The sequence below is a fragment of the Mycobacterium simulans genome (genome assembly GCF_900232995.1).
Classification (GTDB): domain Bacteria; phylum Actinomycetota; class Actinomycetes; order Mycobacteriales; family Mycobacteriaceae; genus Mycobacterium; species Mycobacterium simulans.
The window spans coordinates 2,463,786-2,479,344 of sequence record NZ_OCVX01000003.1 but is presented as its reverse complement, the minus strand read 5'-3'; the positions used below and the strand labels follow the sequence as shown (position 1 = coordinate 2,479,344).

General features: G+C 63.4%; 14 protein-coding genes, 1 tRNA gene and 1 pseudogene. 12 read left to right on the top strand and 4 right to left on the bottom strand.

Features of this window, described 5'->3' with window-relative positions; all coding sequences use genetic code 11:
- Nucleotides 1-224: 224 nt before the first annotated feature.
- From ku to MSIMFI_RS12055, 3 genes are all read left to right on the top strand, one after another.
- Entirely contained in the window at nucleotides 225-1,100 is an 876-nt protein-coding gene (gene ku, locus MSIMFI_RS12065; protein ID WP_191497374.1) for a non-homologous end joining protein Ku, read from the top strand.
- Between the two features lie 192 nt (nucleotides 1,101-1,292).
- Nucleotides 1,293-2,411, top strand: coding sequence for a phosphate ABC transporter substrate-binding protein PstS (gene pstS / locus MSIMFI_RS12060; RefSeq protein WP_191497373.1), 1,119 nt, complete (start codon nucleotides 1,293-1,295; stop codon nucleotides 2,409-2,411).
- A gap of 267 nt (nucleotides 2,412-2,678) precedes the next feature.
- Nucleotides 2,679-4,757 (top strand): serine/threonine-protein kinase PknD, encoded by a 2,079-nt coding sequence (locus tag MSIMFI_RS12055; protein ID WP_191497372.1) that lies wholly within the window; start codon nucleotides 2,679-2,681, stop codon nucleotides 4,755-4,757.
- Nucleotides 4,758-4,765: 8 nt separating this feature from the next.
- On the opposite strand, the gene pstA is transcribed toward MSIMFI_RS12055, so the two are convergent.
- Genes pstA through pstS (MSIMFI_RS12040) form a run of 3 tightly spaced genes read right to left on the bottom strand, consistent with a single transcriptional unit; the run spans nucleotide 4,766 to nucleotide 7,784 of the window.
- Nucleotides 4,766-5,668, bottom strand: a complete 903-nt coding sequence (pstA, locus tag MSIMFI_RS12050; protein WP_191497371.1) for a phosphate ABC transporter permease PstA — start codon at nucleotides 5,666-5,668, stop codon at nucleotides 4,766-4,768.
- 13 nt (nucleotides 5,669-5,681) lie between these two features.
- Nucleotides 5,682-6,656 (bottom strand): phosphate ABC transporter permease subunit PstC, encoded by a 975-nt coding sequence (gene pstC, locus MSIMFI_RS12045; RefSeq protein ID WP_191497370.1) that lies wholly within the window; start codon nucleotides 6,654-6,656, stop codon nucleotides 5,682-5,684.
- 12 nt (nucleotides 6,657-6,668) lie between these two features.
- The gene (gene pstS / locus MSIMFI_RS12040; RefSeq protein WP_191497369.1) at nucleotides 6,669-7,784 is read right to left on the bottom strand and encodes a phosphate ABC transporter substrate-binding protein PstS; all 1,116 of its coding nucleotides are present in this window, start codon (nucleotides 7,782-7,784) and stop codon (nucleotides 6,669-6,671) included.
- A 349-nt stretch (nucleotides 7,785-8,133) separates the two neighbouring features.
- Here pstS (MSIMFI_RS12040) and MSIMFI_RS12035 point away from each other — a divergent pair, with 349 nt between their 5' ends.
- From MSIMFI_RS12035 to MSIMFI_RS12005, 7 genes are all read left to right on the top strand, one after another.
- On the top strand, nucleotides 8,134-8,925 hold the full coding sequence (locus MSIMFI_RS12035) for an SDR family oxidoreductase (protein ID WP_191497368.1): 792 nt from the start codon (nucleotides 8,134-8,136) through the stop codon (nucleotides 8,923-8,925).
- A gap of 10 nt (nucleotides 8,926-8,935) precedes the next feature.
- Complete coding sequence (locus MSIMFI_RS12030; RefSeq protein ID WP_191497367.1) at nucleotides 8,936-10,012, top strand: NAD(P)H-dependent amine dehydrogenase family protein; 1,077 nt, start codon at nucleotides 8,936-8,938, stop codon at nucleotides 10,010-10,012.
- Between the two features lie 402 nt (nucleotides 10,013-10,414).
- The gene (locus tag MSIMFI_RS12025; RefSeq protein ID WP_191498155.1) at nucleotides 10,415-11,149 is read left to right on the top strand and encodes a flavodoxin family protein; all 735 of its coding nucleotides are present in this window, start codon (nucleotides 10,415-10,417) and stop codon (nucleotides 11,147-11,149) included.
- 97 nt (nucleotides 11,150-11,246) lie between these two features.
- Nucleotides 11,247-12,473 carry an Nramp family divalent metal transporter gene (locus MSIMFI_RS12020; protein WP_191497366.1) on the top strand — a complete coding sequence of 409 codons (1,227 nt, stop codon included), beginning with the start codon at nucleotides 11,247-11,249 and terminating at the stop codon, nucleotides 12,471-12,473.
- On the top strand, nucleotides 12,474-13,529 hold the full coding sequence (locus tag MSIMFI_RS12015; RefSeq protein ID WP_191497365.1) for a poly-gamma-glutamate hydrolase family protein: 1,056 nt from the start codon (nucleotides 12,474-12,476) through the stop codon (nucleotides 13,527-13,529).
- Between the two features lie 28 nt (nucleotides 13,530-13,557).
- Nucleotides 13,558-14,382 (top strand): LLM class F420-dependent oxidoreductase, encoded by an 825-nt coding sequence (locus MSIMFI_RS12010; RefSeq protein WP_191497364.1) that lies wholly within the window; start codon nucleotides 13,558-13,560, stop codon nucleotides 14,380-14,382.
- A gap of 29 nt (nucleotides 14,383-14,411) precedes the next feature.
- Nucleotides 14,412-14,484: transfer RNA gene (locus MSIMFI_RS12005), tRNA-Arg, on the top strand.
- A gap of 123 nt (nucleotides 14,485-14,607) precedes the next feature.
- Here MSIMFI_RS12005 and MSIMFI_RS12000 read toward each other — a convergent pair.
- Nucleotides 14,608-14,781 (bottom strand): hypothetical protein, encoded by a 174-nt coding sequence (locus MSIMFI_RS12000; protein ID WP_224770279.1) that lies wholly within the window; start codon nucleotides 14,779-14,781, stop codon nucleotides 14,608-14,610.
- Nucleotides 14,782-14,883: 102 nt separating this feature from the next.
- Here MSIMFI_RS12000 and mazE5 point away from each other — a divergent pair.
- Nucleotides 14,884-15,144 (top strand): annotated as a pseudogene (mazE5, locus tag MSIMFI_RS11995) (type II toxin-antitoxin system antitoxin MazE5); the annotation flags it as partial.
- Complete coding sequence (locus MSIMFI_RS11990; RefSeq protein ID WP_191497362.1) at nucleotides 15,141-15,470, top strand: type II toxin-antitoxin system PemK/MazF family toxin; 330 nt, start codon at nucleotides 15,141-15,143, stop codon at nucleotides 15,468-15,470. The pseudogene mazE5 and the gene MSIMFI_RS11990, both read left to right, overlap by 4 nt.
- Nucleotides 15,471-15,559: the final 89 nt, after the last annotated feature.

Below are 15,559 nucleotides of genomic sequence, written 5' to 3'. Positions count from 1 at the left end.
CGGCAAAACCGGCGCTGCGACACACCACGCACCATATGCAACGACACCGACAACTACCGGATGCGACGCTGTTCGCCTGGCCGGATTCCCCCGGCGGCTAAAGCCGCCGGTCCCCCCCGGCCGCAACCGATGGACGTCACATGGCTCCGGCCGTAGTCGGTCTCGCGGGCGACCGGCCCGCTCCGTGCTGTTAACCCCCCTGACGATGTGGGCATACTGACTGCATGCGCTCCATCTGGAAGGGCTCGATCGCCTTCGGGCTCGTGAACGTGCCGGTCAAGGTCTACAGCGCCACCGAGGACCACGACATCAAGTTCCATCAGGTGCACGCCAAGGACAACGGGCGCATCCGGTACAAGCGCGTGTGCGAGGTGTGTGGCGAGGTGGTCGAATACAGCGACCTCGCCCGTGCCTACGAATCCGACGACGGACAGATGGTCATCATCACCGACGACGACATCGCCACCTTGCCCGAAGAGCGCAGCCGCGAAATCGAGGTACTGGAATTCGTCCCGGCCAGCGACGTCGACCCAATGATGTTTGACCGCAGCTACTTCCTGGAGCCGGATTCGAAGTCATCCAAATCCTATGTGCTGCTGGCAAAGACGCTCGGCGAGACGGACCGGATGGCGATCGTCCACTTTACCCTGCGTAACAAGACCCGCCTGGCGGCGTTGCGCGTCAAGGACTTCGGCAAGCGCGACGTGATGGTCGTGCACACCTTGCTGTGGCCCGACGAGATCCGCGATCCCGATTTTCCGGTGCTGGACAAGCAGGTCGAGATCAAACCGGCCGAGCTCAAGATGGCTGGCCAGGTTGTTGAGTCGATGGCCGATGATTTCAACCCAGACCGCTATCACGATAGCTATCAGGAGCAATTGCAGGAGCTGGTTGACGCCAAACTCGAAGGCGGGGAAGCATTTACCGTCGAGGAGCAGCCTAAGGAGCTGGACGAGGCCGAGGATGTGTCCGACCTGCTCGCCAAGCTGGAGGCCAGTGTGAAAGCCCGCTCGGGCAACGGCAAACAACCGGCTAAGAAGTCCGCCGCGAAAAAGACTCCGGCCAAGAAGGCGCGGACGAAAGCGGCGTCAAAGTCCTGACCGACACCTTGGGGCTAACGACTGGGGAGTCCCGGTAAGGCCTCCCACCACACGGTAGGCACGGGACGATGACGCAGGAAGCAGCCCAACAGCGGCATAGCCGCCACGGGAATCCCCGCCATTCATTGGCGGGGAGCACGTCGAACGGGCGTAAGCTCATCGTCCGACCCCGAGTCTTCAGGAGGAGCTTCCGTGAAGTTCACTCGATCTGGCGCCGCACTGAGCCTGCTCGTCGTCAGCGCACTGGTGTTATCGGCGTGCGGCGGCCACTCGAACAACGCGGCGTCGTCGTCGGGATCCAGCTCACCCACGGTCCCGGTGAACTGCGGCGGCAAGAAGAAGATTCTGGCCGCGGGCTCGACCGCGCAAAAGAATGCGATGGAGCAGTTCGTGTACGCCTACATCCATGCGTGCCCGGGCTACACGCTGGACTACAACGCGAACGGCTCCGGTGCGGGAATGAAGCTGTTTCTCGGTGGCCAGACCGATCTAGCCGGCTCCGACTCGCCAATGAACCCGGCCAAGGGTGAACCCGATCGGGCGGCAGAACGCTGCGGGTCGCCGGCGTGGGACATCCCGGTTGTGTTCGGCCCGATCGCGGTCACGTACAACATCAACGGCGTCAGTTCGCTCAATCTGGATGGTCCGACGACGGCGAGAATCTTCAACGGCGCCATCACCAAGTGGGACGACCCGGCGATCAAGGCACTCAACACCACCGCCAACCTGCCCCCCACTCCGATCCATGTCGTCTTCCGCGCCGATCAGTCCGGTACCACCGACAACTTCCAGAAGTATCTCGACGCCGCGTCCAACGGTGCGTGGGGCAAAGGCGCCGGCCAGACGTTCAACGGCGGCGTCGGCGAAGGCGCTACCGGAAACGACGGCACCTCGCAAGCCATGAAACGAACGGACGGTTCGATCACCTACAACGAATGGTCGTTCGCGGTCGGCCACCAGTTGAACATGGCCCAGATCATCACCTCCGCGGGCCCGAATCCGGTGAACATCACCGCCGAAACGGTCGGTAAGACGATTGCCGGCGCCACATTCCGGGGTGAAGGCAACGACCTGGTGGTGGACACGTCGTCGTTCTACCGGCCGACACTCGTCGGCGCCTATCCCATCGTGTTGGTGACCTATGAAATCGTCTGCTCGAAGTATCCCGATGCCCCGACCGGCACAGCGGTAAAAGCGTTTATGCAGGCCACAATTGGCGACGGCCAAATTGGCTTGGATGAGTACGGATACATTCCGCTGCCCAGCTCGTTTCAATCGAAATTGATTCCCGTGGTGAACAGTATTGCCTGAGCAGGCACCCGACTCCCGGCGCCCACGCGCTTACCCGGGTGAATTACCAAGCGCTCGAACGACTTTAAGTCATTAAGCGTTTTCTCAGCACAGAACCGTATCCTGGCAGTCGGAACGTCGTTACACACTCGTGATTCAAGATTCAATGTGAGTGGCGGGATTTTGTTGTGTGCCCACTCTCCGAGGATTTACCGTGGGTTAACCATCCGTTTGACCACGGCGGTTCGCATGTGGTTGTTGGGTGGCTGAGCGAAGGGAGCATCGACGGTGAGCGTCACCGGGCCGGATTCGCGGGTGGGCTCGCGTTTTGGGCCGTATCAGCTGGTGCGCCTGATTGGCCGGGGCGGGATGGGCGAGGTCTACGAGGCCGAGGACACCCGCAAGCACCGGGTCGTCGCGCTGAAGCTGATCTCGGCGCAATTCTCAGACAACTCCACGTTTCTGGCACGGATGCACCGCGAAGCCGACATCGCTGGGCGGCTGACCGAGCCACACATCGTGCCCATCCATGACTACGGCGAGATCGACGGGCAGTTCTACGTGGAGATGCGCCTGATCGACGGCGTCTCGCTGCGTGCGATGCTGACGCAATACGGTCCGTTGAGCCCGGCACGCGCGGTGGCCATCGTGCGCCAGATCGCCGCGGCTTTAGACGCTGCGCACGGCAGCGGCATTACCCACCGCGACGTGAAGCCGGAAAACATCCTGGTCGCCAGCAACGATTTCGCCTATCTCGTGGACTTCGGTATCGCCCGCAACGCCGCCGATCCGGGACTGACCCAACGCGGCATGGCGGTGGGCACCTACAACTACATGGCCCCGGAACGGTTCACCAGCAACGAGGTCACGTACCGGGCCGACATCTACGCGTTGGCCTGCGTGTTGGGCGAGTGTTTGACCGGGGCACCGCCGTACCGGGGCGACAGCGTCGAACGGTTGATAGCCGCACACCTCATGGAGCCTGCACCCCGACCCAGCCAGCTTCGGCCCGGACGGATTCCGGCGGCCTTGGACCATGTCATTGCCAAGGGCATGGCCAAGAACCCCGCGGATCGCTATATGAGCGCCGGCGATTTGGCCATCGCCGCCCACGACGCGCTCTCCACGCCCGAGCAGAACCAGGAAGCTAGCATCCTGCGGCAAGGCGACAACGCGACCCTGATGGCCCCCGTCGTCACTCCCGACGTTGGTGGCGGTTGGACCAACTACACCGGCGCGGGTCTCCAGCAGACGCCGCACACTGCTGCACCACCGCCCCAGTACCCAACCGGCGACGAGACCGTGGCTCGACCGCTGCCACCGACCCCTAGCGGCTGGCGCTCAACCCCGAAAGCGTCCGACGAGTGGACTCTGGCCGCCCCGGTGCCGAGCGCCGCCGGCGTCCCAAGTCAACCGGGGATCGCGCCCGCCGGCCCACCGAGTTTCGGCCAACCATCACAACCTTTTCTGACTACCCCGCCCCGCAAGAGCCGTAAGCCGTTGGTTATCGGTGCGGTTGCCGCGGTCATCCTGATCGCCATTGCCGGGATCACCGCGTTCGTGGTGACGAGGCCAAAGGGCTCGTCCACGCAGGCGGCATCGGGGCAAGTCGTGCTGCCGTTCACCGGGCTCAACTTCCGCCTGTCCCCCGGCGGGGTGGCCGTCGACAACGACGGCACTGTCTACATCACCAACCAAACGATGTACGGCCGGGTGGTGGCGTTGGCGGCGGGCTCCAGCACTCCGGTGGTGAAGCCGTTCAACGGGCTCTACGAGCCGCAGGGATTGGCGGTCGACGGCTCCGGCAAGATCTACGTCAGCGACTTCAACAACCGGGTGGTGGCCTTGCCGGCCGGCTCGAACAACCAGGTTGTGCTGCCATTCGACGGTCTCAACTACCCCGAGGGTATTGCGGTGGACCCACAGGGCAATGTGTATGTCGCCGACCGTGGCAACAACCGGGTAGTGAAGTTGGCGCCCGGCGCGAACGCCCAGACCGTGCTGCCGTTCACCGGCCTCAAGAACCCCGACGGGGTAGCCGTGGACAACGACGGCAACATCTATGTCACCGACACCGACAACAATCGCGTGCTGAAACTGGACGCCGGGACCAACAACCAGTCCGTGCTACCGTTCACCGGCCTCACCGCGCCGTGGGGTATCGCGGTGGACGGTGCCGGCAACATCTATGTCACCGAACACGACAACAACGTGGTGGCAAAGTTGCCGGCTGGAGGCACCGCCTCGACCGAGCTGCCATTCACCGGGCTCAACACCCCGTTGTCGGTGGCGGTGGACAAGAACGGGAACGTCTACGTCGCCGACCGCGGCAATGGCAGGGTGCTGAAACTCGCGCAGGGCTCGTGAGGGCTAGTTCAGCGACGTCGGCTGGCCACGAAACGAATCCCCGCGGCGATCAAGTTGATCACGGCCACAATGATGATCAGGGTCAGGGCAGCGCCCCAAATGCGCAGGAAGCCGGCGTGTTCGGGATTGGTGAGCTCGGTGTAGATCAGCAGCGGCAGCGAGGCCATGTTGCCGTTGAAGATGTCGACGTTGATTGAGCGGCTGTAGCCGACCAGCACCAGCACCGGTGCCGTCTCACCGATGACCCGTGCGATCGACAACAAAATGCCGGACACGATGCCCGGCATCGCGATTGGGAAGACGATGCGGACGATCGTCTTCCATTTCGGAACACCCAAGGCGTAACTGGCTTCCCGCAATTCGTCGGGAACCAGCCTGAGCATCTCCTCGGTGGATCGCACCACTACGGGCAACATCAGCAGCACCAACGCCAAGGACACGGCAAAGGCGCTCTGCTGAAATCCAAGGGTGGCGATCCATAAACTGAAGATGAACAGCGCCGCCACAATCGAGGGCACCCCGGCGAGCACATCGACCATGAAGGTGGTTACCCGCGCGAGCCGACTGGTTCCGTATTCCACCAGGTACACCGCGGTCATCAAGCCCAGCGGCACGGCCAGCGCGGCTGCCACGCCGGCCTGCACGACGGTTCCGTACAGCGCGTGGTAGACGCCGCCGGCGAACTCCTCGGGCAACACACCGCGCAGCGAGTGGGTCCACCAAGTCGACCGGGTGACGCCGTACCAGCCTCGTGCGATCACGACCCCTAGCAGCCAGAACAGCGGCACCAACGCAATGGCGAACGAGGTGAAGAAAAACATTGTCGCGACGTGGTTTTTGATCCAGCGCCTACGGCTCAAAGGTCGGAATACCACCGCTTTGACCGGGCGGTCGAGCGCGTCAAGGCTCATCGTGGCTCATCCGTTATCCGTTGACCTTGCCGCCGGCGATTGCGCGGGCGGCGGCGTTGACCACGAAAGTCAGAATGAACAGCGCGAAGCCCGCAGAGATGTAGGCTCCGGTCGGCAGCGGTTCACTGAATTCCGAAGCCGCGGAGGCAATCTTGGATGCGAACGTGTAACCGCCGTCGAACAGCGACCAGTTCCCCGGCTTGGCGGCCGACCGCAAGATGATCAGCACCGCCACGGTTTCGCCCAGGGCACGACCCAATCCCAGCATTGCCGCCGCGACCACACCGCTACGGCCAAATGGCAGCACGGTCATCCGCACCACTTCCCACTTCGTCGCGCCGAGCGCCTGCGCTGCTTCGATCTGGATAAGCGGCGTCTGCCGGAACACTTCGCGCGATACCGAGGTGACGATCGGCAGAATCATCACCGCGAGCACGATGCCGGCGGTAAAGATCGTGCCTCCGCCGGCCAGCGACACATTGCCCTGCTTGAACAGAAACAACCAACTGAGGTTGCGGTTGAGAAAGCTCGCGATCGGCTCCAATTTCGGTGCCAGCACGAAGATTCCCCACAACCCGAAAATGATCGACGGCACGGCGGCCAGCAGATCGACCATCGCACCGAATGGACGCGACAACCTCCTCGGCGCGTATTGGGTGAGGAACACCGCGATGCCCACCGCGATCGGCACGGCCAACACCAGCGCGCTTACCGAACTGAGCACCGTAACCATGAACAAGTCACGGATACCGAATGCCAGCCTTTCGTCGTCGGCGGTGTCGAACGCGGCACTGGTGAAGAAGTTCGCGTTGTTCGCACGCAACGACGGGACGGCGCGAATGAACAGGAATATCGCGATCAGCAGGATTGCGATCACGATCACCGAACCGGCTGCGGCCGCGATCAATTTGAACAGCCGGTCCGCCCGTCGAGATGCGCGCGCGTCCACGGCCACTAGCGCCGACTTGGCCCGGGGGCCTTTGACCACATTGACCTCAGATCAGGCGATGGCGTTGACCGCGGTCGACAACCTCGACTTGAATGCGTCCGGGATCGGGATATACCCGTTGTCTCCCAGTCCATTTTGGCCGGCGCCAATGGTGCTTTGCAGGAACGCCTTCACCGCGGTGCCGACCTGCGCGTCGGGGTACTTCGAGCAGACAATCTCGTAGGTTGCCAGCACGATCGGGTAGGAACCGGGCTGGGTCGGCCGGTAGAACGAGACCGTGTCGAGCACAAGGTCGTTTCCCTGCCCGACGATCGTGGCACCGGCAATCGTCTTGCCAACCGAGTCGGTGCTGATGGCCACCGCATCCGGTCCGGCCGAGGTGACGATCTTGGCCATGTTCAGGTGTTGCGCTTGGGCGAACGACCATTCGTTGTAGGTGATGGATCCTTCGGTGTTCTTGATAGCCGCCGAGGTGCCGTCGTTGCCCTTGGCGCCCTCGCCGACACCGCCTTTGAATGCCTTTCCAGCGCCCTTGCCCCACGCACCGTTGGACGCGGCATCGAGATAGCGCTGGAAGTTATCCGTGGTCCCGGACTCATCACTGCGGAACACGACGTGGATCGGCGTTGCGGGCAGGTTGGTGCCCGAGTTGAGTCCCTGGATTGCGGGATCGTTCCAGGTGGTGATCGCGCCGTTGAAAATCTTGGCCAAGGTAGCGCCGTCCAGGTTTAGCGAACTGACGCCGTTGATGTTGTACGTGACCGCTATGGGGCCGAACACCACCGGCAAGTTCCACGCCGGCGACCCACCGCACCGCTGCTGCGCGGCGGCTGCCTCCTCCTTGCTCAGCGGGGAGTCCGAACCACCGAAATCTGTTTGACTGCCATTGAATTCGCTTATCCCGGCCCCCGAACCGTTGCCGGTGTAATTCAATGTCTGCCCCGGGCAAGCCTGCTCGAACGCCTTGACAAAGCGGGTCATCGCGTTGGCTTGGGCTGTCGATCCGCTGGCCTTCAGCGTCTTCTTCCCGCCGCAATTGACGTTGCTCGACCCCTGGCCGCCCGGTGCACCTCCCCCAGTTGCGTTGTTGTCGCTGCCACACGCTGTTAAAACCAGTGCACCAGAAGCCAGGACACTCAGCGCGGCGCCAAATCGGTTGAGTTTCAATTCAGTTCCTAACGGTAGAGATGAAACATCTTCGCCGCTACCCGTAAGCCGCGGCCCGCCAACCAGCCGTTTGCCTCGCAGCATTGAGGCTAGATTAACAACAAGTAACCTCCGATAAAACAGTTGACGTTGGCCCGGATCTGACTCGCAGGCCGACATCAAGTCCTCGAGTTCCCGGTCCCTGATTCAAACAGATTTTCAGCTTCGGCACACCGTGCGAACCCGGATAAAACTCGGCGGCGTTACATATCCACGCCGTTATGACAAACTAGAACCTGTTACAGAAATGCTCCCTCCCGAGACGGCATGGAACACTGTCGTTTCGGCCGACAACTGAAACGAGGCCGCAGTGATCCTCGACAGGTTCCGTCTCGACGACAAAGTCGCCGTCATCACCGGCGGGGGCCGCGGTCTGGGCGCGGCCATCGCCTTAGCTTTCGCCGAGGCCGGCGCGGATGTTGTCATTGCATCGCGAACACAATCCCAGCTGGACGAGGTCGCCGAACAGGTACGAGCGGCCGGCCGTCGCGCCCATGTCGTCGCCGCCGACCTGGCCCATCCGGACGTGACCGCACAGCTGGCCCGTCAGGCGGTTGAGGCTTTCGGAAAACTAGATATCGTCGTCAACAACGTCGGCGGAACCATGCCCAACACCCTGCTGACCACCTCGACCAAGGAACTCAAGGACGCGTTCACTTTCAACGTCGGCACCGCCCACGCATTGACCGTCGCCGCGGCGCCGTTGATGCTCGAACACTCCGGCGGCGGCAGCATCATCAACATCACCTCGACGATGGGCCGGCTGGCCGGTCGCGGTTTCGCCGCCTATGGCACCGCCAAGGCCGCGTTGTCTCACTACACCCGGCTGACGGCCCTCGACCTGTGCCCACGCATCCGGGTCAACGCCATCGCGCCGGGATCGATACTGACGTCTGCGCTCGATGTGGTGGCCTCCAACGACGAGCTGCGCGCGCCGATGGAGAAGGCGACACCTTTGCGCCGCCTGGGTGATCCGGTCGATATCGCCGCTGCGGCGGTCTATTTGGCGTCTCCCGCCGGCAGTTTCCTGACCGGCAAGACACTGGAGGTCGACGGGGGCCTCACGTTCCCCAATCTCGACATCCCGGTACCCGACCTGTAAGGAGCCAGTCATGCCAATACCCGTCGTTCAGCTCGGTACCGGCAACGTCGGCATCCATTCGCTGAGAGCGCTCATCACCAACCCGGAGTTCGAACTCACCGGCGTGTGGGTGTCATCGGATGTCAAGGCCGGTAAGGACGCGGCCGAGCTCGCCGGGCTCACCGATTCCACCGGGGTGCTGGCCAGCACCGATCTGGACGCCGTACTCGCCACCGGTCCGCAATGCGCGGTCTACAACGCGATGGCCGACAACCGGCTCCCCGAGGCACTGGAGGATTACCGCCGCGTCCTGGCAGCCGGGATCAATATCGTCGGCAGCGGGCCCGTTTTCTTGCAATACCCGTGGCAAGTGATCCCCGAAGAACTCATCAAACCCCTGGAAGATGCTGCCCAGCAAGGCAATTCAAGCCTATATGTCAGCGGCATCGACCCGGGATTCGCCAACGACCTGCTGCCGCTTGCGCTGGCCGGCACGTGTCAGAACATCGAACAAGTGCGCTGCATGGAGATCGTCGACTATGCGACGTATGACAGCGCCGTCGTCATGTTCGAAGTGATGGGTTTTGGCAAGTCGATGGACGAGATCCCGATGTTGCTGCAGCCCGGTGTCCTGAGCTTGGCGTGGGGATCGGTGGTCCGCCAACTTGCTGCGGGCCTGGGTATTTCGCTCGACGCGGTCACCGAGAACCACGTCCGGGTACCGGCACCCGAAGCCTTCGACATCTCGTCTGGCCACATTCGGCAGGGCAGCGCGGCGGCCCTGCGGTTCGAAGTGCTCGGGATGTCCAACGGCCGGCCCGCTGTTGTGCTGGAACACGTCACCCGGTTACGTGAGGACCTGTGTCCCGACTGGCCGCAGCCCGCGCAGCCCGGCGGTTCCTACCGCATCGAAATAACCGGCGAACCCTCCTACGCCATGGACATCTGCCTGAGCAGCCGCCGAGGTGACCACAACCATGCCGGGCTGGTCGCGACGGCGATGCGGGTGGTCAACGCCATCCCGGCAGTGGTGGCCGCGGAGCCCGGTATCCGGACCACGCTCGACCTGCCCCTGGTCACCGGTCGGGGGCTGTATACACCCGCCTAACTCGTCGTGCGACACCGAGGCCGCTCGTGATACGCCCCCGCTCCTGCGTCACACGGCCAAGCTCACCAAAGCTTGGGTGGACGGTACATGGTTGCGGGATCGAAATCGGCTTTCCCCCTGGGTACTTCACCGATCGTGGCAAGCTCCCTCGCCCGGTGCCTAGAGTCTGATGGCGAACGGTCGCGCCATTCGAAGATCGTCATCGGCCCCGGTTGGACGTAGCGGCGAACACGTAGTTCGTCAGGCGATCCTCAGTGTGCTTCCGAGATCTGCGGTGCCCAGCACTCGGATGTGACAACCATGGCTGACGGCGGGGCGAAAGACGGTCATGGCGATTACTATGCCGTTGGCCGATCGCCATCAGGGTTCTACTCGGCGACCACTACGACGCGTGAGGTGAGCATGGCTGCGACTCCCGACGAAGGCGCTCCAGCGCCGCGGTTCGATGGCATTCGTGCACTTTTCATTAACGCAACCCTGAAGCGCTCGCCCGAACTCAGCCATACCGAGGGCCTGATCCAACGCAGCGCCGGGGTCATGCGCGAGCATGGCGTCGAGGTTGACCATTTGCGCGCCATCGACCACGAGATCGCGACCGGCGTATGGCCCGACATGACCGAACACGGCTGGGAAACTGACGCATGGCCGGGCATCTATCAACGCGTCCTCGACGCTGACATTCTCGTCCTGTGCGGACCAATCTGGTTGGGCGACAACAGTTCTGTGATGAAGCAGGTGATCGAGCGTCTCTACGCGTGCTCGCACCTGCTCAACGAGGACGGTCAGTACGCCTACTACGGACGCGTCGGCGGATGCCTGATCACCGGAAACGAAGACGGGGTCAAACATTGCGCGATGAACGTGCTCTACAGTCTGCAACATCTGGGATACACGATCCCGCCCCAAGCGGACGCGGGCTGGATCGGTGAGGCCGGTCCGGGACCGTCGTATCTGGACCCCGGGTCGGGCGGACCCGACAACGACTTCACCAATCGCAACACCACGTTCATGACGTACAACTTGATGCACCTCGCTCAGATGTTGCGGACCGCCGGCGGCATCCCAGCCTATGGAAATCAGCGCACCAAGTGGGATGCCGGCTGCCGACCGGACTTCGCCAATCCCGACTATCGATAGGTAACTGGACGGGGAATGGGCCCACCGGTGGCCGCAGCGAACGGGTTTCGGATAACCTCACTTTCTTATTCGATGATGCGGATCGAAGGTCGGTGAGTTGGCCCAGGACGTCCAAACCTCGGTGAAGACGAGCTGGTATCTGCTCGGCCCGGCCTTCGTTGCTGCGATCGCCTATGTCGACCCCGGGAACGTCGCCGCCAACGTCAGCTCCGGCGCCCAGTTTGGCTACCTGCTGTTATGGGTCATAGTCGCGGCCAACGTGATGGCCGGCCTGGTCCAGTACCTGTCCGCGAAACTCGGGTTGGTGACCGGACAGTCACTGCCCGAGGCGATCGGAAACCGGATGGGACGTCCCGCCCGGCTGGCCTTCTGGGCGCAGGCGGAGATCGTGGCGATGGCAACCGATGTGGCCGAAGTGATCGGCGGAGCCATCGCGTTGCGGATCCTGTTCAACCTGCCGCTGCCGATCGGCGGGATCATCACCGGGGTGATCTCATTGCTGCTGCTGACGGTCCAGGACCGTCGCGGCCAGCGCCTGTTCGAGACCGTCATCACCGGGTTGCTGATGGTGATCGCGATAGGGTTCACGTCCAGTTTCTTCGTCGCCACACCTCCCCCCGATGCCGTCCTCGCCGGCCTGTTACCTCGGTTCAACGGAACCGAGAGCGTGCTCCTGGCCGCGGCCATCCTCGGGGCAACCGTGATGCCGCACGCCGTCTATCTGCATTCCGGTCTCGCGCGCGACCGGCACGGGCATCCCGAGCCGGGAGCAATCCGGCGCCGGCTGTTGCGCGTCACCCGCTGGGACGTGGGCCTGGCGATGATAATCGCCGGCGGGGTAAATGCCGCGATGCTGCTGGTTGCCGCGCTCAACATGCGCGGTCGCGGGGAGACGGCCTCGATCGAAGGCGCCTACGTCGCTGTCCATGACACTTTGGGAGCGACGATCGCGGTGCTGTTCGCGGTCGGGCTGCTGGCCTCAGGCCTGGCGTCGGCGTCGGTGGGCGCCTACGCCGGCGCCATGATCATGCAGGGATTGCTGCACTGGTCGGTTCCGATGCTGGTACGCCGGCTTATCACGTTGTGCCCGGCGGTCGCGATTCTCGCGATGGGCTTCGACCCCACGCGCACCTTGGTGCTTTCGCAGGTTGTGCTGTCTTTCGGGATACCGTTCGCGGTGCTGCCACTGGTCAGGTTGACCAGCAACTCCGAGGTGATGGGCAGCGATATTAACCATCGCGTCACGACCGTTGTTGGCTGGGTGGTCGCGGTGATGATTAGTCTGCTTAATGTGGTGCTGATTTATCTGACCGTGACGGGCTGAATGCCGGTCCGGCGTCATTCCTATTTCGCATACGGGTCCAATCTGTGCGTCCGGCAGATGGCCATGCGCTGTCCCGACGCCGGTGATCCGCGGCCGGCCGTACTCAGCAATCACGACTGGCTGATCAACCAGCGAGGTGTGGCCACCGTCGACGCGTTCGCCGGGAGTCAGGTGCACGGAGTGCTCTGGCAGGTGTCTGACCGCGACCTGGCCACGTTGGACAGTGCCGAGGGAGTGCCGCTGCGGTACCGGCGGGACCGGCTCACCGTGCGCACCGACGGCGGGCCCGCGCCGGCCTGGGTCTACATCGATCACCGGGTAACTCCGGGCCCGCCCCGGCCCGGCTACCTGCCGCGCATCATCAGAGGCGCGGTCCACCACCGGCTGCCGCAACGCTGGATCGAGTTCCTGCGCCGTTGGGACCACGCGCATTCGCCGCGACCAGCGGCATCGAGTACGCCTGCGCCACAGTCGCTTTCAGCATTGCTGAGCGAGCCCGGGGTGACCGAGTACGGTCAGCTGCGGTCGCGGTTCGGTTTTCTCGCCATCCACGGCGGCGGCCTGGAACAGATGACCGACGTGATCGCCGTACGCGCCGCCAAGGCGGCGGAGGCATCGGTGTACCTGGTGCGGCATCCCGACCATTATCCGCATCACCTGCCGTCGGCCCGGTTCGATCCCGCCGATTCGTCACGGCTCTCGGAGTTCCTCGATCACGTCGATGTCGCGGTCTCACTGCACGGCTACGGCCGCATCGGGCGCAACACCCAGCTGCTGGCCGGCGGCCGCAACCGGGCGTTGGCTGCCCACCTTGCCCGGCACATCCAGCTGCCGGGATATCAGGTCGTGACCGACCTCGACGCAATCCCGCTGGAGCTGCGGGGCCTGCATCCCAACAACCCGGTCAATCGGGTACGAGACGGCGGGACCCAGCTGGAACTGTCGGTTCGGGTCAGAGGGCTGAGCCGGCGCAGTGCGCTCCCTGGTCCAGACGGCCTGTCGCCGGTCACGGGCGCGTTGGTGCGCGGGTTGGTGGACGCGGCTCGATCTTGGTAGGTGTCCCCCGCGATTCGAGCGACGGAGGTTGTTGGTGGCCAAGGACTTTCGCTTCGGACTGAGCGTCCGCTTCATCAGGTCCCGTGCGGCGCTGGAAGACCAGGCCAAACGCGCCGAAGATCTTGGTTTCGACGTACTCTGCGTGCCCGACCATTTGGGCGCGATCGCGCCATTCCCGGCACTGACCGCGGTCGCCATGGTCACCACGAAGATCCGGCTGAGCATGTACGTGCTCAATGCCGGCTTCTACAAGCCGGCCCTGTTGAGCCGAGACATCGAAGCGCTGGAAGTGCTTAGCGACGGCCGTGTTGAGCTGGGCCTCGGCGCGGGCTACGAGCGAGCAGAATTCGAGGCCGCCGAACTGCCTTACCCAAGCGCCGGAGCCCGCGTCGACTACCTCGAACACATGACGGCCTACCTCAGCGATCATCACCCGACGGTGCCGCTCCTGATCGCTGGCAGCGGCGACCGGGTGATGACGCTGGCCGCCCGGCATGCCGACATCATCGGGCTGACCGGAGCCAAGGTGCGAGACGTCGAGGACCCATTGGCCGAACGCATCGACTTCGTCCGCAACGCCGCCGGCGATCGGTTTGAGCCGCTGGAGCTGAACCTGGTTATCACCGCCGTCCCGCGCGAAGGCGAAAGCATGCCCAACTTGTCGTTGACCCGCCGCAACGCTCCGGACTTGCCTGACGAGCAGTTATTGGCGATGCACTCGGTTCTCAGCGGGCCGCCCCGCGCGATGGCCGACAAGCTGTCCGAGCATCGCGAGAAGTACGGCGTTTCGTACTTCACTGTGCAGGACAATCACATTGAGAACTTCGGCAAGGTGATCGCCGAACTGCGCTGAGCCGCCTCCCCGGTAAGCTCAGCCAGTCCGCCCTCGTAGCTCAGGGGATAGAGCACGGCTCTCCTAAAGCCGGTGTCGCAGGTTCGAATCCTGCCGGGGGCACTGCTTCGGGTGTATGACCTCGGCTGATGCTTGACATTTTGTCTTCGGGTGATGCCTGACAGTGTTTCGGCTGATGCTTGACAGTTGCTTCGGCTGATCCTTGACACTCCTTCAATGAAGGAGTTAACCGTGGCCGAGCAGCGGTATCAGGACGTGATGGCCGTGGGCTTGCGCGAGGACGCGAACCAGGCGCGCGGTGGTGGTGATCTGGGCGCCTGCGATGTTGGCATCGAGTGCGGCGACCGCTTGACGACGCACGTCGGTTCGCTGCGCAACGTCGGGCTCGGAATCGGCCATGTCGCGGAGGGCAGTGAGATCGGTTGCTGCGACCAAGGTTTCGATGAGTGGGTAGATGCTGGACTCTCTAGGGATGCGCCCAGAAGCTTGCATGGGAGTTTGCCCAGGCCGTGGCATAGTAGTGGCATGAATCGCATACGGTTGAGCACTACTGTCGACGCCGCACTTTTGAACAGTGCGCGCGACATGCGGGCAGGAATCACTGACGCAGCCCTCATCGATGAGGCCCTCGCGGCATTACTTGCTCGTCATCGATCGGCCGAGGTGGATGCGAGCTATGCGGCCTACGACAAGCACCCGGTTGATGAGCCCGACGAGTGGGGCGATCTAGCGTCGTGGCGGCGCGCGGCTGGAGACTCGTGAGCGCACTTCCGGCACGCGGAGAGGTGTGGTGGTGTGAGATGGCCGAGATCGGTCGGCGTCCAGTCGTTGTGCTGTCGCGCGATGCCGCGATCCCTCGGCTTCGACGGACACTCGTCGCGCCCTGCACCACGACCATCCGGGGGCTAGCCAGCGAGGTAATTCTTGAACCGGGTTCCGACCCGATCCCGCGCCGCTCCGCAGTGAATTTGGACTCAGTCGAAAGCGTCTCGGTCGCGGTATTGGTGAATCGGCTTGGCCGCCTCGCCGACACCCGGATACGCGCGATCTGTAAGGCTCTCGAGGTCGCGGTCGACTCTTCTAGATGACACGTCAGAAAACTAGCGAGAATCCGAGCCGGAGTTCTGATGAGCGCATTCGAACGGCGGCAACGGTGCAGCGGGGGCCCATCGGTCAG